Source organism: Flavobacteriales bacterium (genome assembly GCA_016713875.1).
Taxonomy (GTDB): domain Bacteria; phylum Bacteroidota; class Bacteroidia; order Flavobacteriales_F; family PHOS-HE28; genus PHOS-HE28.
In genome coordinates this window covers 18,486-41,115 of the sequence record JADJOI010000003.1, presented here as the reverse complement: position 1 = coordinate 41,115, position 22,630 = coordinate 18,486, and the positions used below count along the sequence as shown (strand labels likewise).

Below are 22,630 nucleotides of genomic sequence, written 5' to 3'. Positions count from 1 at the left end.
ATCCGAGCATCCATGCGTCTCCTGGACACCATCACCAGGAGCATGATCAGCAGAGCGCACTGATCCCTCGGACGAGCCGCGGCGATGGACCGGTGCGACCGTCCTCAGAACAAGGACGTCTGCACCGGTCCCGGCCCCAGGCGTTCGGCTTCCAGGTCGTCCTCAGGGACCGGTTCGCACATCCGCTTCACCTCGGCCGGCGGCAGGTCGGGCGAAAGCCATGCGTCCCATTGCCCCTCGGGCACGATCACCGGCATGCGCTGCTTGCTGTTGTGGATGTACGCCATCAGCGGGTTCGCGCGAGTGGTGAGCACCGTGTAGGTGTCCACCCCGTCGTGCTCCTCCCACAGCCCGCCAAGGCAGAACACGTCGCCGCCCTTGATACCGATCCGGTACGGCACCTTCACCTTGCCCTCGTGCCGCCATTCGAAGAAGCCCGTGACAGGCACCAGGCAGCGCTGCCCCTGCGCGAAGGCGTGCTTGTACGTGCGCTTCGCCTCCACCTCCTCGCTGACGGCGTTGTAGGTCGGTGTCCGCTTCAGGAACTCCTGCGCCTCCTCGTCGGTGCGGATGTAGCGCGGCAGCAAGCCCCAGCGCTGCACACTGATGCGGTGCGGCGACCGGCTGCTCACCACGGGGCACAGCGGCCGGGCGAAGGCCGAGATCCGTTCGAACGGCAGGTCCAGTTCCAGCGCGCCCTCCCCCCGCTTGCTGTCCACGAGCATCCGTCGATTGAGCCGTTGCTCGAGCGCCTTCAGGTCGCGGTCCAGGGTGGTGGAGTAGCACACCCCACAAAGGAACGGACCAAGGCCGGTGACCCGCATCAGCTTCCCGGACCGGACGGTATGCCACCTCATGCCATGCGCGCCGCCCTGCTCCTCGTCCAAGGCTTCCTGGCCGTGAACGCCCTGGTCGGCGGCGTGCTGCTGATGCGCGCACCGGACGGAGGTCTTCTGAAACTTCCTCTAGGCTTCATGCACAGCGACCTCTTCGCGGACTTCTTCCGGCCGGGCGCGCTCCTGTTCGACGTGCTGGGGACTGGCCACCGTGCGGGCTTCCTCTTCACGCTGCGGCGGTACAGGTATGCTTCGCGCGTCGCCTTCATCCTCGGATCCGGCACGCTGATCTGGACCGGTGTCCAGATGCTGATGACGGACCTGTACTGGTTGCAGGGGCTCTTCGCCGCGCTCGGCCTGGTGGAGCTGGTCTTGGGCCGGCGGATGGTGTGATGGGCGCCCGTGGACGATCCGCTGCGCGCCTCGTCGTCCGATCGGCGCGGCCGCCGATGACGGTGGCGTTGTCCGGCCACGCCGCGGCCTGTAACATCCATCGTGCGTGAACGTCCTCTGTACATGACCCAGCTGGCCACACCCTCGCTCGGTACCTGGACACGCACCGGCGGCATCTGCGGCATCGCCGCCATCCTTGCCTACTTCGGCGCTGCGTTCGTTCCGCTGCCCGATACCGCATCGCTCATCCTTGCATTCGCCTTCGGGCCCTTGGTGTCCATCGCGTCGCTGGGGCTGGTGCACGGGTCGGAGCAAGGCGCGCCACGGGTGGGCGTGCGCGTAGCGGGCTTCCTCGGCGCGGCTGCGGGCATCACCGTGCTGGCCATGCTCACCGTTCAGCAGGCGCTCTTCGCGGCGTACGACCGCATCCCCGATGCTGATGCATCGCGTGCATCGCTCATCGCACTGAGCGATGCTGTCCACTTCGGGCTCGACATCGCCTGGGACTGCCTCATCGCTGCGAGCATCACGCTTTTCGCCATCCACTTCTGGCGCATCTCGCGCTTCGGCATGGTGCTCAGCGTGTTGGGTGTGCCATGTGGCGCGGGGCTGTTCGTGATCAACATGGCCGCCTTCCCCGACCCGCCGGACAGCATCGGCATGCTGGACATGGGTCCTTTCTGCGCGTTGTGGATGCTGGTGGTGTACGGGTGGATGATCCGGCGCGGAATGGTGGCCGGGCGAGACGGTGCAACGCCCGGCGTTCGGTAGCTTCGGGGCATGCGCATGGACTTCCCGCTCCTCGTCGCGTGCGTGCCCGCAGCACACCTGCACGCCCAGGCACCGCCGTGGGAACGCCCCATGATGGCGACATGGTCCACCGACGGGAACTCAAGCAGGTGGTGCGCATAGTTCGGGTCGCGATCGATCACGATGGACATGGGTCCGGTGCGCAACCCGTCCGTCTCCAGCGTGAAGCTGTGGTGCTTGGTGTGGTAGAGTCCACGCAACTCCTCGCCTTCAGAGCTCCAGAGGACATCGAAGCGTTCCGTGAGCGCGATCACGTTCGGCTCGATCGCCAGATCCACATCGGTGAACCAGCCTTTGGGGAAAGGCAGTAGCACGGGTGGGCGCGGAGGAGCGCTGAGCTTCGTTGTGCGGTCCAGCATGCGCGTTTCCAAGCGTCCGTCATGGTTCAGGTCCACGATCATGGTGTCGGCTCCACGCACCACGATGAGCTTGTTGTCCGGGTAACCCAGAACCCGTGGCATTTCCACCGCCATCAACGGCGCGCCGTTCAGCTTGACGCAGGGTGTCAAGCTTCATGGCTGACCAGGGAAGAAGACATTCCAGCGCGGATCCGTAACGGTCCAGTATTGCCCGCGGGCGATGAACTCCACACGATAGTCACCCTTCAACGGAACGAGCTCGGGGCCATCCATGATGATGCGTAGTTGTGGCGGAAGGAGAACCGGTCGTACTGGGCAAGAATGTTGATCCATGCAGTGCAGAGAAGATCGGCAAGGAGGACACGCATCGGGCTTCGGTACACGGTACAAGGTGCATTGTTCACCCTCACCGCCACGGCCCGTTCCTGCGCACCTCCACCATCGTATCGCCTTGCAACCGGTACAGCCCACCACCGCCGCCGAACCACAGGGTGCCCGCCTGGTCCTGATGAATGCTCTGGACCGCAGCCACGCCAAGACCTTGCGCAGTGCTGTAGTTGCGAAGCGTTCCTCCATCGGCGCGGTACACACCAAAACCTTCAGAGCAGAACCAGATATGGCCTTGGCGATCCTCGAAGACCGTCCACACCTCATTGTCGCCGATGTCTCCCGGAGCGGTGAAGCGCTTCACGGTGCCTTGCTCGTAACAGGTCAAGCCACCGGTCATGGAGCTGCACCACACACGGTCTTTGCTGTCCACCAACACGCATGGCACCATATCATCGCCGGAGCTGTTGGGTGCGGGGATCCGCTGGATGATGCCGCCTTCTGTCTTGAACACGCCCATCTCCGTACCGAAGTACAATTCACCTTTCCGGTCCTGGGTGATGCTGAGGACCCATGGACCTGCTTTGTCCATGTCCGCTTCCACCTTCAGCGCGAACGGCGTGAAGCCCTGCCCATCGAAACGGCATGGCCCCGCGGCGGTGCCTGCCCAGATGGTGCCGTCCTGCGTTTCGAAAATGGCCCACACACCATCGCTGCTCAAACCTTGCTTGGTGGTGTAGTTCACGAATGCCCGGCCGCTTGAGTCCGCTGACGCTGCGGGATCATAGCGCGAAACGCCGCCATCGGTCGCGATCCAGATATGGCCCTTACGATCTTCCAGAATGCCGGTGACCTGTGAACCCGCAAGGCCTTCTTGCACCGAGAACACTTCGAGTGCTCCGCCGTCGAAACGGTAGATGCCATCGCCGTTGGAGCCGAACCAGTAATGCCCCCGGCTGTCCTGAAATATGCGGCGCACGTATTCGGTGAGCTGGCCGTCCCCCGTGACCGGCCTTCCTCCGGCGCCTTGGGAGGTGTGGGAGGGCACGTGTACGTTGGGCTGGCGGTCGGCTGTCGCGCTGCACGCGCAAAGCACAAGGGCGAAAACCGGGAGCAGGGTGGAACGCATGGTGCCGGCAAAGTTCGGCAGAGCGGAATTGGTCTATGAAGACATCATTCACGGTCTGAGCCGCGCTGAAGTAGCCGGGTCGGGCCGATCGCTCAAGTCCGCACTCATCGTTCCTCCTGGTTCACGGACTTTCCGCTCATGTCCCGCACGCGCTGGCGCATGGCCGTCCTCGATGAAAGCGTAGATGTGGCGGAAATAGAACCGGTCGTATTGAACGCCGACGTGCTGGCATAGCGCAACGAGGAGGGCGGCAAGGAAGTGGCGCATTGGTCAATGGTACACCGAAGATGGGTCATGCGTTCAGTCTGAAAGGCCGTGGTGCTTTCGGTGCCACTCCAGGTATTCCGGCTTCGGGCCGGCGGCTTCATCGGGAATGGCCATTGGCTTGCCTCGTATGTCTTGAAGTGCTGGGCCGTGGTCGAATCGGCGAAGTGGTCGCCCCGGATGACCCCGGTGAAACGCCGGGCCGTTGCAGGCTCACGAAGGCTGAAAGTCCCTCTTCAGCGGGAGGCGCGGACCATGTTGTTGACCTCATCAAAATGATGCCGACAGGCTGCTCATTCCTTCCCCCTCAAGCGCTTCACCGCCTTGTCCAATTCATCAGGGGTGCTCACCTCCAGCGCCTTGCTGAACTTCTCGAACTCCGCTATGGCGTGTGCCTCGGCCTCCTCGTGGCTCACGTTGCCACCGTGAAGCAGGATCTCCCGCTCGTTCAGCATGAGGAAGTCGTGCAGCTTCTTCTTCCAATCCGCCATGCGCATCGGCTTGCGCTGTAGCGCTTGTAGCTCAACGAATTCCAAATACTGGTTCACAATGCGGTTCAGGTGGTCCAGCTCCTGTTCTCCGAGATAGTCCTTGGCCACCACCACATCCTGCTTGCGGATCTCAGAGGTGGGCCAGTTCGTCAGCCCCATGTTCGGCTTGCTGGCATCGGCGCGCTCCATCACCACTTCGGCGGCGGTGCGACCGTGAATGGCCCAATGGAACTTGTTCTGGACCGATGCGAAGAATTCGCGTGTGATCTCCACTGTGGCGTCGTAGTCGATGGCGGTGGAATAGATGTCGCACACCTTGCGGTAGAACACCTTCTCGCTGCTGCGGATATCGCGGATGCGGCCAAGCAGTTCATCGAAGTAGCCGTCGCGCGCCTGCTTCAGCCGGGCATCGTCCAGCACGAAGCCTTTGATGATGTACTCCCGCAGCCGCTCCGTGGCCCAGCGCCGGAAGTGAACGCCCACATGGCTGTTCACCCGGTAGCCCACCGAGATGATCATGTCCAGGTTGTAGTGCTCTACCAACCTTTTCACGTTCCGCCGGCCTTCCCGCGCAACTGTAAAGAAATCCTTTACAGTTCCCTCGGCTTCCAGCTCGCCATCGGCCAGGATGTTCTTGATGTGCTGCCCGATGTTCTGCTTCGTGGTCTGGAAAAGGTCCGCGAGCTGGTTCTGGTTCAGCCATACGGTCTCTTCCTCCAGCTTCACGCTCAGTTGCGTGAGGCCGTCCTTGCCTTGGTAGATCAACAACTCGCCCTTGCTCATCGCTCTCAGTTGACGCGCTTTCCGTCAACCGCGTTCGGACAAGATAGTGGAGGGTGCTACTTCAGCCAACGGCCTCAAAGCCTAGGGCCAGGCCGCCGCAGCCATGCCTACGCTGAAGCTTCGGCAGGCAGGCCCGCGAACAGGTACAGCACCACAGCCTCCTCGGTGTGCCGAGGCACAAGCGTCTCGTTGATCTCCTCGATGTATCCCATCTTACGTTGCCGACTTCCTTGGCGATCGGCGTGGTGACAAAGTAAGGGCGACAAACTCAAGCAACGCCCTCCGTATGCTTCTCCATGCCCTTCAGATGGAATGAGACGACCATGACCTGCACCACTAGAGCAAATAGGAATGCACTAGCCACGATAGTTCGCTGGTGGCAACTGACGGAGAAGTGAACGAATAGAAGCGTGGCGAGCAGCGATGCGTTCATTGCGGAAGCGACGTACGCAAAGACTGAATGAGAACTGCCCCATGAGAAGTACTTCGGATACTTGGCATCCGTATACATCGCCGAATCGTTCGGAAAGCCAAGAGGCTTAACGCGGGTAAAGAAGTGCCGATGCTCGTTGATGTAACGAGCGACACGGACGAAGTACACCCGGCTTCGGACCAAAAGCCAAAGCATGAGCAAGCCAGCAAGAAGTCCAGAAATCAATAGCGCCTTGACAGCCAAGTCAAGCCGAAAGCCCTTTTCTAGTGAGAACTGGTATACCCCAATCGCAGCTGACAACGTGGCGATGTAGAGCGTGACGCTGAACTTCATCAGGTCGGTGATCTGCGTGTCGTAGTGCCGCAACTGTCCGTAGCTCTCCGAGAAGTCACGCTCCAAGAACTTGACTGCTTCGTCCTGAATGTTTGGCGTACTGCTCATATCGGTCGACTAGAAGTTGAACCGTAGAGTGCCGTCGACATCGGTGCGATACACCTTTTCCTTCGTGTTGTCGGCATAGCGCTTCAGCGCCGTTGGATGAGGCACGCTCTCATATACACCAGACTTCGTTGAGATTACGGAGTACTTCGGATCCGCCTTCTTGATGAAGTCCAGGTCCGCTCCATTTAGGCTGGCATGATGGCTTGCGTGCAATATGTCCCCGCAGAAGTGTTTCGTGTTGCTCGCCACCCAATTGAGGTTGGTGTCGGAGGCATCTCCGGTGAAGGCACACTTGCGTTTCTCTGATTGAACTGTTAAAACGAGACACGCATCATGAAGCTCACGAGTATCACTTGTCGCAATCGACCTATTTGGGCCGATCATCCAAAATTTCAAGCCTGATCGGTCCCACCAAGGCTTTTCAAATGAATCCTGCCGATAGGGCTTGTATACCTTGGTGCCCTTGCCTTCGAAGTACTTCGCATGATCGTTGAACTCGTTCCATTCGTCGAGAGTGACGCTCGCATCCCCGTAACGGCGCTCATAGGGCGAATGAATGAGATAGCCAATGTTGTAGCCATTGTCGCGCAAGAACTTCATGCCACCATAGTGGTCTGAGTGCTGGTGCGTCACAAATAGCCCCGTGATGTTCTTGTCGGACGGGAGAAGTGCCTTGTGCTCATCAATACCGTAGCAGTCTATCAGGAAGGTCTCGCTGGTCGTTTTAAGAATGCTTGCGTCGGCGCAACCGACATTCAGGCAGTGTAGTTCAGCCATTGGGCTATTGGAATTGGTTCTACTACAAAGGAAATCGCGCGTCGGTGTGGGTGTAAGCACCCCCATTTTAGGCGCAGTGCATTGTAAAGGTACTTCTTGGTGTGGTGGTGTTGTGGATGTCCTGTTGAACTGTGGGGAACTCCGCGCGTGAGCCTGCGTAGTGGGCAGGGAGTTGTCCACATTTCAACAGGAACGCACGGGGCGAGAGGCGGAGCAGCGAAGCGTGCGGGCGCACATGGTTGTAGCGCCACATCCACTCCTGGGTCATCTGCCGGACCTGTTCGAGGGACTCGAAGATCCAGGCATCCAGCACCTCGGTCCTGTAGGTCCTGTTGAAGCGCTCGATCAGGCCGTTCTGCATGGGCCGGCCAGGCTGGATGTAGGTGAACTCGATGCCGTTGGTTGCCGCCCATTCTTTCATGGCCTGGGCGATGAACTCCGGGCCGTTGTCCATGCGCAGGCGTTCGGGCTTGCCGCGCCACTCGATGAGTTGTTCGAGCTCCCGGATCACACGAGGGGCCGGCAGTGAAGTGTCCACCGCGATGCACAGCGCTTCGCGGTTGAAGTCGTCCATCACGTTGAAGGTCCTGTACTTGCGGCCAGTGACCAGCGCATCGTGCATGAAGTCCATGCTCCAGGTGATGTTCGGCCCGATGGGCAGCACGATCGGGTCTTTCACCCGCTCGGGGACACGGCGTTTGGTGCGTTTGCGCTGGGGCAACTTGCACTCCTTGTAGATCCGATGCAGACGCTTCTTGTTGGCCTTGCAGCCCTCGTTGCGCATGTGGATCCGTATCAACGAGAAGCCCCACTGCGCCTCGCTCTCCGCCACCCGCATCATGTGTTCGATCACCTCCGCATCGTTCTTCTCCTTGGGCACGTAGCGGTACACGCTCGCGCTCAAGTCCAACAGCTTGCAGGCCCGGCGTTCGCTGTACTGGCGCTGTTCGACCAGCCGGCGTACGATCTCTCGCTTATCGTCCGGGCCTACAACTTTCCCTCGATGATCTCCTTAAGCACTTGGCGGTCCATCTGCGCCTCGGTGTACATCTTCTCCAGCCGGGCATACTTGGCCTTCAGCTCCTTGAACTCCTTGAGCTGGTTGGCGTCCAGGCCGCTGTACTTGGCCTTCCACTGGTAGAACGTGGGCTGGCTTACTCCGTGCTCCCGGCACAGGTCCGCCACCTTCTTGCCCGCCTCATGCTCGCGCAGCATCGCAACGATCTGCGTCTCGGTGAATCTGCTCTTCTTCATCCTGATCAAGGTTAGGTGTTTCTACGTTCACCTGCACCTGTTTCAGGGGGTGCTTACATGGGTTCCGCGATCGTTGATAACTGGTCCGCGTAAGGGACAGCAGCGGCAGCCCGGCGCAGGAGCGGGCTCGCGGACGCGTGCAGCGAGGAGGCGACCGAAGGAAGCCACCGCAGCGCCGCGACCGCTGGCCGCGACAAGTCCGGCTAAAGCGGATGGCCTGACGGCGCTGCATTTGAGCGCCGGAACGCCCAAACACCCTACATATTCCTCCGATACTGCCCCCCCACCTCGAACATCGCCGCAGTGAGCTGTCCAGGGCTGCAATACTTCGTCGCCTCCATGAGCACCTCGAACATATTCTCGTTGCGAATGGCGGCCTGCTGCAGATCCTTGATCGCCTTCGCCGCTTCCGCTCTGTAGGCTGCGCGCAGGTTCTCCACCGTCGCGATCTGCGCTTCCTTCTCCTCCTCGGTGGCTCGGATCACCTCTTTCGGTAGGATCGTTGGTGAGCCCTTGTCACCTACGTCCGCCGTCCGGCCGGACTTCGGCGACGGCGCGCTGCTGAGGAAGGTGTTGACGCCGCTGGTTTCCTGACCCATCATGCCTTCGATGCTGTTGCTCGCGTGTGGCTGCTGCGCCTTACAGGCCGGGCAAGGGGTTTGGGCATCTTGGGGAGCTTCCCCGTATAGAGCGTTTCAAAGCGGAAGCACATCTCCCAGTCGTCCCAGTACACATCCACGTTGCGGTGGAGCTTGAACTGCCGGAAGCGCAGCACATCCAGGTACTGGCTGTTCATGGGGTTCTGGCCCGCTGCGCTCAAGAAGGGATGGAAGTCGATCTCGCTCACGTGTCCATCGGTGAAGGTGATGCGGATGGTGTAGTCACCCACGTAGGTGGCTTTCTTGATGCGGATGTCCTCGGGGATGGTCATTTGATGCGGCGGGTGATGCGCTCGGGCTTGATGCGCTTGTGTTCGACATAGAAGGCGGTCCACTTTGCGACGATGTCGTCCTTCATGGCCCGTACGAAGGTCTCTGCCTCACGCTGTTCCTTCTCATTCAGCATATCAGCGCCTCGCTTGGCCCGCCAGCGCAATTCCACCAACTTGCCTTCCACGATGATGAGCATGATGATGCCTTCGTGATCGCCATGCTGCACGTGTAGGTGCATGGGGTCATGGTCGTCGCTGTAGAACAGGAAGATGAGTCCGAAGTATTCGTACAGCTTGGGCATTGAACCAAAGGTAACACGCCCCGCCGGGCCTTACATGTTCCTCCTGTACTGCCCCCCACCTCGAACATCGCTGCTGTGAGCTGTCCAAGCGATCAATACTTCCTCGCCCCCATCAGCACCAACATATTCCTGCTGCTCATGTGTTGCTCAACCCTTGTTGGCCCATCGGACCAGATAACCCAAAAGCAAATAGGCCCCGGAAATGGCTCCAAGGAGCATGGCGCTGACACCGGAAATGAGGATGAACCCGAAATCGGGGTCGGACGACACAACGGGATCCAGGCACTCCAACAGCAGAAGAAGCGCACCGCAGGTGCAGAACGCGATCCATGCGATCCTTCTGATGATCATCACATGTTCCTTCGATACTGCCCCCCCACCTCGAACATCGCCGCAGTGAGCTGCCCCAGCGAACAGTACTTCGTCGCCTCCATCAGCACCTCGAACATATTCTCATTCCGGATCGCGGCCTGCTGCAGGTCCTTGATCGCCTTCGCCGCTTCCGCGCTGTAGGCCGCGCGCAGGTTCTCCACCGTGGCGATCTGCGTCTCCTTCTCCTCCTCGGTGGCGCGGATCACCTCCTTGGGCAGGATCGTCGGTGAGCCCTTGCTGCTGAGGAAGGTGTTCACGCCGATGATCGGGTATTCGCCGGTGTGCTTGAGGGTTTCGTAGTAGAGGCTTTCCTCCTGGATGCGGCTGCGCTGGTACATGGTCTCCATGGCGCCGAGCACGCCGCCGCGTTCGGTGATGCGGTCGAACTCGGTGAGCACGGCTTCTTCCACCAGGTCGGTGAGCTCTTCGATGATGAAGGAGCCTTGCAGCGGGTTCTCGTTCTTGGCCAGGCCGAGCTCCTTGTTGATGATGAGCTGGATGGCCATGGCGCGGCGCACGCTTTCCTCGGTGGGCGTGGTGATGGCCTCGTCGTAGGCGTTGGTGTGCAGGCTGTTGCAGTTGTCGTAGATGGCGTACAGCGCCTGGAGTGTTGTCCGGATGTCGTTGAAGTCGATCTCCTGCGCGTGCAAACTGCGGCCGCCTGGTCTGGATGTGGTAGCTGCTGGCTAGTTCCCCGCAACGTTCAGTTGAACAGCACGTGGCTCGAACCGCAACTCCTCCACATGCCCCATCCACTTGCGGTCGACAGTGATCGCATGCACGTGGATGTTGGTATCGTGATGCGTGAACACGGCCTTGTGGCGCGTGGAGAAGAAGCCGACCGCTTCCACCACCGCCCCTGATAAGTGGTAGCTCTTGTTCCCGCGATGCGCATCATCCGGCCCGTGAACCTCGGTGCCCGGCGGTACGTCAACAATGTGGGCATCCACGTCCGTGAAGGTTCCGGTGAGCTTGAATGCGAACGGAGCCCCGAGCATACCGTAAGCAGTGGTGAGAAAGGCATCGAGCGTGGCAAGATCAATGACGCTGTCGGGTAGCGCAACTAGCGTCCATGTGTTCACCCGCTGATGGACGAAGAATGGCGCGCTCACATCCCGCTGTTCCGTAACCATCATCGTGCTGTCGCTTGTCGCAGTTGCCACGTAGCAGTGACCATCGATCACCAACAACTCCCCACGCAGGTATTCCAGCGGGCCGAGCCCGTAGGTACCCGGCTTGGCGATGCTGTCGATGGCGATGAGCCCGGCGAGTTGGCCATTGAACATGGTGTTGCGCATGGCACCGGTGATCCGCACAACGGAAGTTCGGGTTTGTGCGGGCGCACAACCTGTAAGGAGCGCGACCATTATTGAACAGAGAAGGGCGCGGAAATGAATGTGTTTCATGATGGACATGGGGAGAGTTTGAAATGCGAAGGCCCCGCATCGTGCGGGGCCTTCGCTGTTGATCGAACGCTCAGTGTTCGTGCGTGCATGCGGTGCTGCACTCGTGCCCCTTCTCGCCGCAGGCGTAGGTGTGTTTGCCGTCCTTGCAGTCGGCGGTGCAAGCGTGTTCCTTCACGGCCTCGGCTTGGGCATCGGCCTTCCCTTTGCCCGGCACGCAGGCTTTCGCGTCCTTCTTACCGGCGCAGCAGGCAGCACCTTTGCCGTCAGCAGCCATGGCGGTCTTGCACGCCTCGGTGCAGGTGTGGTTCTTCTCGCCGTGGGCGTACGCGTGGGCTTCCGTGGTGCAGGCCGCCGTGCATTCGTGTTTGCCATCGGCCATTGAGGCATTGCCGTGGCCAGTGCATTGTGCATTCGCTGTTGCCAAGCAGCCGGCGAATGCGGCGAGCGCGAGGAGGTACTTCATGTGTTTTGGTCGGTTGTTGTTGTTGAGTTCATGGGTATCCCGCCGCGGGCGGTGCATGCCCCGTTCATTCGATCACCAACCGGGTATGGGTGCGCATACCGCGCATCGTGACTACTACGGAGTACATCCCCTTGGTGAATTGCGCGGTGGAGAGACGCACCTGTGCGCCGTGGGCTACTTCATCATGTACCATGCGCCCAGCACCGTCGAAGAGGCGCACACGCTCCATGCTGCCTTCCTTGGTCGTGATAAAGACTTCGTGGCCCGTGGCCGGGTTCGGGAAAACGGAAAGTCGCGTCAATCCCAGTTCAGCAATGCCAACTTGACCTACGGTGGCTACCAACCAAGTGAGCGTATCGCCTTGCGCGGGGTAGTTGACATCGTACACGTAGGCCCGTACGACCCCTTCACCGGAAACGGTGCCTGGCGCAACGTGCAAACTCATCAAGGCCGCGTCGTCCGGGATCACCGGATCCATGGTGCCACCAGCGGCGGGGATGTCGATGTAACAGTGGCCGAAGTCGCACATCCAATACTGCCAGCCAATGGGCATGTCCACTAACACCGGTACCCACGCCAATTGAAGCGAGTTGCCCGAGGTGTTCTGTTGAAGTATGGTGAAGTTCTGTCCGTCGTTGAACAGGGCAACCCCAACCATGGTGTCGTTGGGCACGATGTTGTAGGTCGGGGCCTGCGCCACAGTATCAAGGATGCATGTGGCCAGCAGTGTGGCGGCGGCTGTCATGCGGAAAGGAAGATCCGGTCTGCACATCATCTGTGTTCTGTTTTGCGAAGAAGGGGGGGCTACGCGAATGCAGCCCCCCCCGTCACCCGTTGTTCAACGTTTCTCGAAACGTGCCATGCCGGTGGCGCCGCTCGCATCGGTCAGTTGCAGCACATAGGCACCGGCCAACAGAGCAGCAACATCCAGCTTGCCGCCAATGAGTTGAACGTTCAACACCTCACGGCCTTGGATATCCGTTACGCGTGCTTTGGTCCAGTTGGTTCCAGCGATAGTCAGCACATCGGTGGCTGGGTTGGGACTTACACCCACTTGTTGCGCCGCGACCTCGTTCAAACCACTCGCACCTGCGAGGCAGGTGTTGATGGCAGCGATGATGGCCGGGTTGTCGCTGTCGCTATGTCCAAGCTGGGAAAGGCAAACAGTATGGTCGGAACCACCGCCAAGAATGGCGATGGTGGGCATGCCCATGCCGCCGTAGTACGTGGTCTGCGCGCTCATGCCAGCGAACACGGTATTGGTAAAACCGTTCGTGGTCTTCCAATCGTTCATCTGCGCGCACGTGATCGAGTTCGTAAAGCCCACGCTGTAGTATTTCACCATGGTCGGGTCGCTCACATTGGGTAGCACGTTGTCGGTAATGCTGTGAGCAGCATCCACGCAGGGCTGGCAACCCATCATCACCAGTTCCAGGACCACGGTGTAGCCCGCGTCGAGGTCGGCGAAAAGCGTATGGCTCATGCCGTCGCAATCGTTGGCGGTGAAATCAAGAGCCGTGGTCTGGGCGTTCAGTGCCGTGGCGCAGGCCAGGGCGGAAGTGAGTAGCAGGTGTTTCATGTGTTGTTGGTTGATGATGTGTTCGTTGTCGGGTTGTTGGTCTGTTGGCAGCAAGGACTTGGTCTAACGAGCAATGATGAACCGGCCCCTCGTATTGTTTCCAGTGCGGTTGGCGAGGAGTACGGTGTACGATCCGGGGTTCAGCGCCGAGGTGTTGATCCGCGCCCGCTCATTGGCCGTGTTCGCGAATGCGGTAGCTACCGTGCGACCCGAAGCATCGAGCACCATCACCTGCGTGATCACTTGCCCCGGCCACTGCGCCCACAGCGCATCGTTCGCCGGGTTGGGCCACAAGTCGATGGAAGCCAAGCGTCCGGCTTCGCCGATGCCATTGGGGTCCACCACGAGGAACTGGCCCATCATGCCTTCGTCCTCGTGCATGAGCAGGTGGCAGTGGTACATGTACGGCATATCGGGATCGGCGAAATCATCGAAGCGTGTGATCACGCGTACAGAACCTTGAAGGCCGGGTACCATCACCACATCCTTCCAGCCGCTTTCCCAAGGATCGGGCGCCACACCATCACGTTCGAGGATGTTGAACTGGATGTCGTGGATGTGGATGGGATGCGTCACCCCCGTGTTGTTCTGGAACTCCCAGATCTCCGTAGCGCCCAGCTGGATGGTCTCATTGATCATATCCATGTCGAAGAGGTTGCCGTTGATCTCGAAGGGGCCTTCGATCGCCCCGAGCGGTCCCATGACTTCGGGCGCGAGGGTGAATGTGCGGGTAACCGTAGCGTTCGCTTCCAGGTATGGCACAACCGTGGCGAGCGCTGATGGAAGGATGGTGACGGGATCCACCGTCGCCGAGCCGACCGTAAAGCTCACCAGCGGGAAGTTGGCCCCGTTCAGGGCGTTGTCTTCATACCCATCCAATGTGGCCCCGCCCATGCTCACCTGCGCCGAGCCGATGATGCCATCGGGCAGTTCCGCCCCATAACTCATCAATTGGAACGCCTGTCCGGTCATACCCACCAGGTCCACGAGCAGTTCAACCCGTTCTCCGGGCATCAAGCGCAATCGCGTCAAGGACACTGGCGCTGCAAGCAGGCCACCGTCGGTACCGATCACATGGAACGACATCCCGTTGCTGAAACCGAGCAGAAAGGTGCGCTCGCTGGCTCCGTTCAGGCAACGCAGGCGCACCACTTGTGCGGGCAATTCCTTGTAGGCATCGCGTACGCCGTTCGCCAGCACCACGCTGTCGAGCCCGGTGTGCAACATGATCTGCCCGCCCACGATCGCTTTTGTTTGCAAGACCAAGGGAATATCGTCCACGCCATATTCGCGCGGCAGTTGAAGGGCTGCCTCTTCCGCATCGCGCACGATGATCATACCGGCGAGACCCATGCTCACTTGGAAATCCGTGAGGCCATGGCCGTGTGGATGGTACCAGAACGTGCTGGCTTTGTCCAATACGGTGAATGAAGGCGACCACGTGGTACCCGGCGCTATCAACGAATGCGGGCCCCCATCGTTCTCAGCGCTCACATGCAGTCCGTGCCAATGCGTGGTAGTGAGGTCGGGCAGCGTGTTGCTCACATTCAACGTTACCGGCATGCCTTGTTGAAGGATCAGCGTGGGGCCAAGCAGGTCGCCATTGTAGCCATAGGTGTTCACCACTTCACCTGCGTGGAACTCATACGTTCCCTCCTGTATCACGAGGTTGATGTCCGCTCCAGACAGCGTGTCGGGTATAGGCAACGGGTTCTGTGCGAGTGATACTGCCGCATGGGTGAACAGCCCGCAAACGAGTGTGTGCTTCATCTTGATCGTGTGCTTCATCTTGATCGTGTATGGCTTTCCTGACCACAATACTATTACCGTAGCTCCCCTGCCCTCCGTGATCGCGATCACGCGACCGAAGGCAATAACGTCCAAGACTTGGATTCCTGTCTACCGCAAAAGCGGCCTATTAATTCAAGACCCGGATGCATTTTCGGCCCACTGTGATAATGCCGCGCTCCTGCATCAGCAGTAGGCGCCGAGTGATCGCTTCGCGCGAGGTGCCGAGTTCAGCAGCGATCAACTCCTGAGTGATGTGCAGCTCTTGGGATCCCGCCGCTTTCGCGCGCTGGATCAAGTAATGCCACAACTGATCGTCCAGCTTTTTGAAGACCGCATACTCAACCACCTGTAGCAGATCGCCAAAACGGTGCGCTTGCGCCGCATTGATGTAGGCACTCCATTCCGGGTATTTCATCCACTCCGCCATACAGTGGGCAGGCACCATCCGTAGTTCCGCTTCGCCATCGACCACGGCACGCACGATACTGCCCACATGCTGCTGGCATGAGTGGATCGCCATGGCGCAGGTTTCACCCGGGAAAATGTGATAGAGATATCGCTCAAGCCCATTGTCGTTCTTCATGAGCACCCGGATGGTCCCGGTCACGACGATGGGGACATGTGAAACCCGATCACCAGAGCGCATCAGTTCCGAACCGCTCGTGAACGTGCGTTTGGCCGCCGATCGATCGAGCTCTCTTTGTAGTTGCGCGGTCTTGAAAAGCCTGCTCATTCGCCGTTCACATATTCCTCCTGTACTGCCCACCAACCTCGAACATGGCAGCAGTCAGTTGCCCCAACGAACAATACTTCGTCGCTTCCATCAAGACAGCGAACATGTTCTCATTGCGTATCGCGGCTTGCTGTAGATCCTTGATCGCCTTCGCCGCCTCTTCCGAGTACGCCTGCTTCAAGTTCTCGACGGTCGCTATCTGAGCCTCCTTCTCTTCCTCTGTTGCGCGTATGACTTCTTTCGGCAAGATCGTCGGCGAACCCTTGCTCGATAGGAAGGTGTTCACTCCGATGATGGGATACTCTCCCGTGTGCTTCAGGGTCTCGTAGTACAAGCTCTCTTCCTGTATCCTGCTACGCTGGTACATCGTTTCCATCGCACCGAGCACACCGCCCCGTTCCGTGATCCGATCGAACTCCGTTAATACCGCTTCCTCCACCAGGTCCGTCAACTCTTCAATGATGAATGAGCCTTGCAAGGGGTTCTCGTTCTTCGCCAATCCCAACTCCTTGTTGATTATCAACTGGATCGCCATCGCCCTGCGAACACTCTCTTCAGTCGGTGTTGTGATTGCTTCGTCGTAGGCGTTCGTGTGCAGCGAGTTGCAGTTGTCGTAGATGGCGTAGAGCGCCTGCAAGGTGGTGCGGATGTCGTTGAAGTCGATCTCCTGCGCGTGGAGGCTGCGGCCGCTGGTCTGGATGTGGTACTTGAGCATCTGGCTGCGTTCGTCGGCGCCGTAGCGGTGCTTGAGCGCCTTGGCCCAGAGGCGGCGCGCCACACGGCCCATCACGGCGTACTCGGGGTCCATGCCGTTGCTGAAGAAGAAGCTCAGGTTCGGCGCGAAGGCGTTGATGTCCATGCCCCGGCTCAGGTAGTACTCCACGTAAGTGAAGCCGTTGGCCAGGGTGAAGGCGAGCTGCGAGATGGGGTTGGCCCCGGCCTCCGCGATGTGGTAGCCGCTGATGCTGACGCTGTAGAAGTTGCGGACCTTCTGGTCGATAGTACTGCTGCGAGTTGTTTGGGCGTGCCCCTCGCTCACCCACACATCTCCGCGCGGGTCGCGTGCTACGCTTTAGCCGGACATGTCAGGGCCAGCGGCTGCGGCACTGCGGGGGCTCCTTCGTCGCCTCCTCGTTGCGCGCATCCGCAAGGCCCTGCCTGCGCCGGGCTGCCGCTTCGCCCGCTCACGCGAATGAGCCTATCGCGCGACTACCGCAAACTCGTCTAGCGCCAAACGTATAGTGGCTGTTCCAACTTTGTACCGTCCTGAAATTCCACGTGAAAGATGTAGAGTCCTGTGTCGACATAGTTCATGTTGATGTTCCCGTCAGGTCCATCTATGATGAGCATGTCCCGTTCCACATGCGGTCCAGTTGTAGTCACCAGTTTGACCGACTTCACCTCGCGCCCATAGGTCTTCATATGAACACGTTCGTAGACGGGAGAGTAAAACAATGATGGGTGTTCCGTACTTTCTGCTTCGGCTTGATGCCGCTCTGCGGAGCCGTAATCATCGGGAGAATGGACCTCTTCCGATGCTGTGGAATCCGAGCCCGAAAAAAGCACGATTGCCGCTATGTGAACAGCGACTAACCAGGTAAACAACACTGTCAAAATCCATGCTGGGGTTAGATTGACCGTGACAAGAAATCGTTGCTTGAGCGACTCAATGACCGGCTTCTTCGGTTCCCGAATCTCATGCTCAGATTCGTCGGGTTTCGCATCGGGATCCGGGCTGCCCTGTGCGACTATTGTACGTCTTCGCTCGCGCTTGTTTGCCTTCCAAGGCCCCCATGCTCCCCAAGAACCTACGATCCACTCATCAGGCAATGGTACTTCAGGACAGACCACAACATAAGCGGCTTGAAGCTCTGCAAACCGCGCAGATTGGGAACTCAGGTCCATCTGTTCACCTCTGCGTAAAGCATCAACCGACTGTAATTTTACCTTCGTACGAAGTTCATTATACCGCCGCAGAACTTGTTCATTGGTGCATCCTGGGGCCAAGCCCAGAAGAATGACAGCTTGTTCCTTAGTCATCTTGAATCTTGGGCTAGTGACCTGCCACTTCGACGCGCTGGTAGGTGGGAATGGTGAACTCCCATGTTTTGAGCTCCGTCGGAAATCGCGTTGGGCAAACGGTAGTATCGGCTCGCTTGAGCAGCTCTCCTTGGGCAGGCTTTACGAACCACGCTTGTATCCGCATGGTCGCATCCGGCAGCTTGTCGAATCCAAGGTCATAGAAGGCGGTGTCATCTACATAGACCATTGAAGCTTCCCACGTACACGGATTCTGTCCAGAAGGGCACTCAGGGTTCAGATAGAATACGCGTTTTAGTACGCGACCTGGTTCTGCTGACTGAAGCACCTTCGCAGTTGGCCAAACACCACTAATCCGTTTCGCTTCCCCAGTATCGAAAGCGTGATCGCCCACGGTCGATTCAACGGCTGACCCAAAGCGCGGCTGCGGCTGCACGTCTCGGAAATCCGGGCCGCGCAACCCGATCTCGATCTCAGGCTGGCGTTTGCGGATGTCGTTCTCAGCCATGGCATCCCAAGTCACCTCATAGTCCACGATCAATACGCCCATTACTCGTTCGGGCGGCGGGGGTAGTGCTCTGAGTGCCACCAAGACGAAGAACAGCAAAATGATGCTGGCCAGGGCGTTGCTGATGACATCAAGCATTGAAAGCCCGATCGCGGTCCGCGACTTGCGTGAAATGAAGCTATCGATGCGCGCCTTCATCAGTAGGTAGTGATACAAGGCACGGAATCCCGGCAACCCTCCTTGATCTCGATCAAATACTTCGTATCGAAGGACGGGGGGACACCCAATCGTCTGTTGTAGTTCTCACCAATGGGATTGACTCCCAGATTGTAATGCACCAAGGCGGAATCCGGTACATCCCGGGCCGACCCCAGGGCACGAACCCTTACCCCCCAGGCACCATGTGGCCAGGTACAAGAGCGTGTGATCAACCAAAGTGAATCACCATAAGCCCCGCGTAGCACTTCAACACAGGTGTCAAAGGCAAGAGGGTCGATTCCTTCGATCAACTCCGGCACTACCTCGTACGGGACGTCAATGCCTCCCTTCATGGTCAGCGCAATGTTCAAGACATAATCGCTGCGCCGCTTATCGGTGGGCTTAACCAGTTGCAGCGTTTGTATGTCACTGTCGCCTGCGTCGTCGATCACAGCCGTATCGCTGAGTACACGGGTAAACATCGAAGCGATGAGCATGAGCACGATAGCACCCACCAGTGCGTTACTCAGAACGTCCAGCAAACTCAATCCGAATGCTTCTCGCTTGCGCCCCATTTCTTCTGTTGGAAGGGATCACTTGCGGTCCAAGAAGAGCACTCCTTTCTCCCGCAAGGCATCGAACAGTTCCGCTTCACGCTTCTGCAAACGGGCTATCATGAAGCTGAGGACTAGGACCCAGACCAAGCTAACGAAGGTTGTGTCGAAAGCCAGGCCCAATGCGCCACCAACCTTGTCAAATGCCTCAACCATGTCCAACACACCACTGCTTTTCAGAATGCCTACTACACTTTGCATGCTTTTGATGATCCCTAGAATTGTGCCGATGAAACCCAGATTCGGGATCGCATAGTTGATGTAGTCCAGCAAGAGGTACTCTCCTTTGAGCACACGGCTCTCCATCAGGTCAACTCGGTCATCCACAAATGACCGTGGCGCCTCAGTGGCGATCGCATTGCTGGCAATCGCCTCCCGAAGGAAGCGCACCGCTACGAATGCATCCCCGTATCGTTCGATGTACTCACTGAAGAGCGGCGATCTGTCAGGTTTCGTCGTAAGCACTTCCCATACACCCTCCGGCCGCTCCTGGTCCACGATGAGTCTGCCCGTGTGGAGTACCCGCTGCTGGATCAGCAACCAATACCAACGCAAGAGGACGATGAGCAAGCCCCAGATCGCAATGATGAACGTAATGGTCTGGATTGCACCACCAAGGGCCTGGAGCATCCTCCTTGGAGTGAAGTAGTTGGTTGTGAGCTTCTCTCGTAACCGGGTTACAAGCTCCATGCCCAGCGCGTACTTCAAGTCACGACCCTCAAGAACCGAAATGCTCCTGAAATTGGGCCTATCGTACTCGCTTCTACCGAGAACTTCAGACGGAGGCTCGGGGTCGAACAAAGGCGCGATGCCCAAGTAGTCGTATCGAAGATTTCCGATCAACAGTACCGAGGCTGGTGAGTTGTCTCTGTCCCAGCCCGCCACCGCACTCAAGAAGGTTTCCGCGTCCGCATACGTGATCACGTCATCGCGCAGTAGTGAATCAACATCGGGGTCATTGATGAGTTGCTCCGGCTTCACCTTGTTGTGCAATTCAGGCGGCAGGAGCTTCTTCGCCCGCAGCACTCTTGGGTCAGCAGGGTCCTCAAAGTCCACGTATGCACCCAAGTTCAACTCTTGCGACTTCAGGTTCGCTTCAGCCAACTTCCATAGGCCGTTAAGCACGAGGTTCGAAAGAACGACCCCAAGGATGATAGCCACAATGCAACTTCGCGTGACCAGCCTGCGTGGCACGTCCAGCGGCGAATCGCTGTCGCTCTTCGACCCATAAAGCCGGAGCATCGGGGCCTCGATCCATGAACTGGAACTGTTCGACTGTGGAGCGTTCATAGGCGTGAGTTGGGTACGCGATCAAAATAACCGAGAGGGTTGGCCCGCCAATAGTTGCGCTCCCAGCCGTGTTCGTTCTTGAGGCAACTCCTCAAAAGGACACCGGGGTCATTTGGCGCTCCACCAGGTATGTAAATGAGTCGGTCGTCTGCTATGCTGTCCCGCATGTCTTCCCATAAGTCAGGGCCAAACTGAAACCGCCTTCGCTTGTCCTGTAGGAAGACCGAGACGTAACGATTTGAGCGGAAGGCTGTCACAATACCGACTCTGTCCGGAGTAAGGCTCAGCCAGAAATCCTGAGGTACAGGATTGGCAAGGACCTTCTCATAGAGTGTCGGCTTCTTCCAGCCCATGTTTGAGCTATACCGCTTCCTAAAGGCGTGCAAGGCCACCGGCTCACTACCCGCGTCCGTCAGCTTGAGAATCAATGGGACCTTGACACCTGTTCGCCCATCACCGATCCTCGTGACGGACACTGACATCACGCCATCCCGCGCCTTCTGCACCTTACCGGCCGCACACAGCACAAGTCGGTCATTCACACCAGCACCTTCGCGAAACCAATCAAGCCAAACGACTTCATCCCGCTTAATTCGACCAAGGGCCATCCCAATGAACAAGCTGTCTTCATCGGAAGAACAGCCCGCTGTATTAAGTGCCTGAACGTAGTCTGAGAGCATCTCATCGGTTAGCTCGAACTTCTGTTCAGAACCGTCGATCAAGAGGCGTTGTGTAGGCGCTTCTCCATTCTTCCATGTCCAAGAGTACACCTTGCTCTTCGAAGATCCGTAGGTGAAGACGAGCACATTGGGAACGCTATCGTGCGCGGCTTGACCTGTGATGATCCCCAGGTTCGGATCGGCGATCGCAAGAAGGTGCAAATGACCAGTCGGGTCAATGCCATACTTTCCCTTAAAGCCCGATAACCAATGCACCGGCGTACTTGGGGTGTTCACGTAATAACGGTCGTTGGAATCAAACAGATAATCCAGCTGGCCCGGTTGGGTACCTGCTATCCTCTTCGCTAGGTCAGATGAGTAGGACATGCCAGTCTGGGGATTGCCGATCGCCGTCTTGGGATCCTGTTCAAGGAAGTTGGTATGCTTCAGGGCTCCTTTGACTACCGCAGGCTTCTCTGCACCGTTAGCCAACCACAAGTTTATTACCCCATGTAGTGGTCCAGATTGAACAGGCGCCCTGCTCAGGCTTTGGATGATTGCTCCCGTAGCATCTCCTGCTTCTACAACTCGATACGTCTCCAATGCCCCCTTCCCTGAGTATCCATCGCCGAACAGAAACGGACGATTCAAGTAAGTGCCGAACACCATACGAGCGATCGTACCAGTGATCCCACCTGTCACCTCGACTATACGTGCAGTCGGGTCGCATATCACAGCCCGCGACAGGTGAGTGACGAAATCCCCGGAACCACCCGCATCGTCAAATGCGGAGGCCGGTAATCCCTCAATCACGTCGGTCTTCACATTGCCACCGGGTGTCGGAAGAAGTCGCCAAACCACGTCATCATACCCACTAGGCACGACAATCCCATAATCCGGAGGCGCCACCTCCGCATCGTCCAATTCCTCCCATTCATAGTACAGCCGGTTCTCAAGCCAAAGAGGATCTTCATCAACGTCGATACGGCCTTCCTCTAACTGCTTCTTTGTCGGTCGTAAGACCACTTCAAACTTGTTCTTCCTGTCGGGCCCGCGTTCCAACTGTGGCTTCACCAATTCTACCCCCGTGGTCTTGCACTCATCGCATTTCGTTCCATTCCATATGACCCGATGTACCGAGAATCGCGCACTACGGTCATAGCAAACATTGCGCTTACCCCTGCAGATCGGAGATACGGTTCCGCAGCTATCTCGCTCCCATGCCAACTCCGACTCGATGAAACGAAGTAGTTGCTCCTTCGTGATCTTGCCCTTTCGATATGCTTCTTCCTTCTCGTAAACCCTACAGAGATTACACCGGTCACCATGACTAGTACATGGAGCCTTATACGGCAACCCTATCCTGTCACCCGGTTTCTGAGACTGCAACAGTGCAGCGCCAGTTGCAATGGCGGTCACGGCGCAGACAGCAATGACAAGGGTTAGC

24 protein-coding genes and 2 pseudogenes are annotated in these 22,630 nt (G+C 58.4%); 2 read left to right on the top strand and 24 right to left on the bottom strand.

Annotated elements, in window-relative coordinates; translation table 11 throughout:
* Positions 1-104: 104 nt before the first annotated feature.
* Positions 105-788, bottom strand: coding sequence for an SOS response-associated peptidase (locus IPJ87_01655; GenBank protein ID MBK7940577.1), 684 nt, complete (start codon positions 786-788; stop codon positions 105-107).
* 72 nt (positions 789-860) lie between these two features.
* Here IPJ87_01655 and IPJ87_01650 point away from each other — a divergent pair, with 72 nt between their 5' ends.
* The gene (locus tag IPJ87_01650; protein MBK7940576.1) at positions 861-1,229 is read left to right on the top strand and encodes a hypothetical protein; all 369 of its coding nucleotides are present in this window, start codon (positions 861-863) and stop codon (positions 1,227-1,229) included.
* Positions 1,230-1,331: 102 nt separating this feature from the next.
* Positions 1,332-2,000 carry a hypothetical protein gene (locus IPJ87_01645; protein ID MBK7940575.1) on the top strand — a complete coding sequence of 223 codons (669 nt, stop codon included), beginning with the start codon at positions 1,332-1,334 and terminating at the stop codon, positions 1,998-2,000.
* 804 nt (positions 2,001-2,804) lie between these two features.
* Here IPJ87_01645 and IPJ87_01640 read toward each other — a convergent pair.
* The 23 genes and pseudogenes from IPJ87_01640 to IPJ87_01530 all read right to left on the bottom strand — a co-directional run bounded on the left by IPJ87_01640 (position 2,805) and on the right by IPJ87_01530 (position 22,257).
* Entirely contained in the window at positions 2,805-3,854 is a 1,050-nt protein-coding gene (locus tag IPJ87_01640; GenBank protein MBK7940574.1) for a hypothetical protein, read from the bottom strand.
* A gap of 557 nt (positions 3,855-4,411) precedes the next feature.
* Positions 4,412-5,392: a virulence RhuM family protein gene (locus IPJ87_01635; protein MBK7940573.1), complete on the bottom strand. Its 981-nt coding sequence runs from the start codon at positions 5,390-5,392 to the stop codon at positions 4,412-4,414.
* A 268-nt stretch (positions 5,393-5,660) separates the two neighbouring features.
* Positions 5,661-6,266, bottom strand: a complete 606-nt coding sequence (locus IPJ87_01630; GenBank protein ID MBK7940572.1) for a hypothetical protein — start codon at positions 6,264-6,266, stop codon at positions 5,661-5,663.
* Between the two features lie 9 nt (positions 6,267-6,275).
* Positions 6,276-7,043 carry an MBL fold metallo-hydrolase gene (locus IPJ87_01625; protein MBK7940571.1) on the bottom strand — a complete coding sequence of 256 codons (768 nt, stop codon included), beginning with the start codon at positions 7,041-7,043 and terminating at the stop codon, positions 6,276-6,278.
* A 67-nt stretch (positions 7,044-7,110) separates the two neighbouring features.
* On the bottom strand, positions 7,111-8,010 hold the full coding sequence (locus IPJ87_01620) for an IS3 family transposase (protein ID MBK7940570.1): 900 nt from the start codon (positions 8,008-8,010) through the stop codon (positions 7,111-7,113).
* 20 nt (positions 8,011-8,030) lie between these two features.
* Entirely contained in the window at positions 8,031-8,297 is a 267-nt protein-coding gene (locus tag IPJ87_01615) for a transposase (GenBank protein ID MBK7940569.1), read from the bottom strand.
* 257 nt (positions 8,298-8,554) lie between these two features.
* On the bottom strand, positions 8,555-8,899 hold the full coding sequence (locus IPJ87_01610) for a hypothetical protein (protein MBK7940568.1): 345 nt from the start codon (positions 8,897-8,899) through the stop codon (positions 8,555-8,557).
* Positions 8,896-9,228 carry a DUF2442 domain-containing protein gene (locus tag IPJ87_01605; protein ID MBK7940567.1) on the bottom strand — a complete coding sequence of 111 codons (333 nt, stop codon included), beginning with the start codon at positions 9,226-9,228 and terminating at the stop codon, positions 8,896-8,898. The genes IPJ87_01610 and IPJ87_01605 overlap by 4 nt, the downstream gene beginning before the upstream one ends.
* Entirely contained in the window at positions 9,225-9,530 is a 306-nt protein-coding gene (locus tag IPJ87_01600; protein MBK7940566.1) for a DUF4160 domain-containing protein, read from the bottom strand. Before IPJ87_01600 ends, IPJ87_01605 begins: the two co-directional genes overlap by 4 nt.
* A gap of 147 nt (positions 9,531-9,677) precedes the next feature.
* Entirely contained in the window at positions 9,678-9,881 is a 204-nt protein-coding gene (locus IPJ87_01595; protein MBK7940565.1) for a hypothetical protein, read from the bottom strand.
* Positions 9,881-10,561 (bottom strand): annotated as a pseudogene (locus IPJ87_01590) (methylmalonyl-CoA mutase). The gene IPJ87_01595 and the pseudogene IPJ87_01590 overlap by 1 nt, the downstream one beginning before the upstream one ends.
* Before the next feature lie 27 nt (positions 10,562-10,588).
* Positions 10,589-11,317 carry an acetolactate decarboxylase gene (locus IPJ87_01585; protein ID MBK7940564.1) on the bottom strand — a complete coding sequence of 243 codons (729 nt, stop codon included), beginning with the start codon at positions 11,315-11,317 and terminating at the stop codon, positions 10,589-10,591.
* Between the two features lie 61 nt (positions 11,318-11,378).
* On the bottom strand, positions 11,379-11,828 hold the full coding sequence (locus IPJ87_01580) for a hypothetical protein (protein MBK7940563.1): 450 nt from the start codon (positions 11,826-11,828) through the stop codon (positions 11,379-11,381).
* 7 nt (positions 11,829-11,835) lie between these two features.
* On the bottom strand, positions 11,836-12,516 hold the full coding sequence (locus tag IPJ87_01575; GenBank protein ID MBK7940562.1) for a T9SS type A sorting domain-containing protein: 681 nt from the start codon (positions 12,514-12,516) through the stop codon (positions 11,836-11,838).
* A gap of 93 nt (positions 12,517-12,609) precedes the next feature.
* Positions 12,610-13,350, bottom strand: a complete 741-nt coding sequence (locus IPJ87_01570; GenBank protein MBK7940561.1) for a T9SS type A sorting domain-containing protein — start codon at positions 13,348-13,350, stop codon at positions 12,610-12,612.
* A gap of 63 nt (positions 13,351-13,413) precedes the next feature.
* Positions 13,414-15,138, bottom strand: coding sequence for a multicopper oxidase domain-containing protein (locus IPJ87_01565; GenBank protein ID MBK7940560.1), 1,725 nt, complete (start codon positions 15,136-15,138; stop codon positions 13,414-13,416).
* Between the two features lie 130 nt (positions 15,139-15,268).
* A complete protein-coding gene (locus IPJ87_01560) occupies positions 15,269-15,874 on the bottom strand; it encodes a Crp/Fnr family transcriptional regulator (protein MBK7940559.1) in 606 nt (201 codons plus the stop codon).
* A 7-nt stretch (positions 15,875-15,881) separates the two neighbouring features.
* Positions 15,882-16,874, bottom strand: a pseudogene (locus IPJ87_01555) (methylmalonyl-CoA mutase).
* Positions 16,875-17,098: 224 nt separating this feature from the next.
* Positions 17,099-17,914, bottom strand: a complete 816-nt coding sequence (locus tag IPJ87_01550) for a hypothetical protein (GenBank protein MBK7940558.1) — start codon at positions 17,912-17,914, stop codon at positions 17,099-17,101.
* 13 nt (positions 17,915-17,927) lie between these two features.
* Entirely contained in the window at positions 17,928-18,620 is a 693-nt protein-coding gene (locus IPJ87_01545; protein MBK7940557.1) for a hypothetical protein, read from the bottom strand.
* A complete protein-coding gene (locus IPJ87_01540; GenBank protein ID MBK7940556.1) occupies positions 18,620-19,195 on the bottom strand; it encodes a hypothetical protein in 576 nt (191 codons plus the stop codon). Before IPJ87_01540 ends, IPJ87_01545 begins: the two co-directional genes overlap by 1 nt.
* Before the next feature lie 18 nt (positions 19,196-19,213).
* Positions 19,214-20,524, bottom strand: coding sequence for a MotA/TolQ/ExbB proton channel family protein (locus tag IPJ87_01535; GenBank protein ID MBK7940555.1), 1,311 nt, complete (start codon positions 20,522-20,524; stop codon positions 19,214-19,216).
* Positions 20,521-22,257, bottom strand: coding sequence for a hypothetical protein (locus IPJ87_01530; GenBank protein MBK7940554.1), 1,737 nt, complete (start codon positions 22,255-22,257; stop codon positions 20,521-20,523). The genes IPJ87_01535 and IPJ87_01530 overlap by 4 nt, the downstream gene beginning before the upstream one ends.
* Positions 22,258-22,630 lie beyond the last annotated feature (373 nt).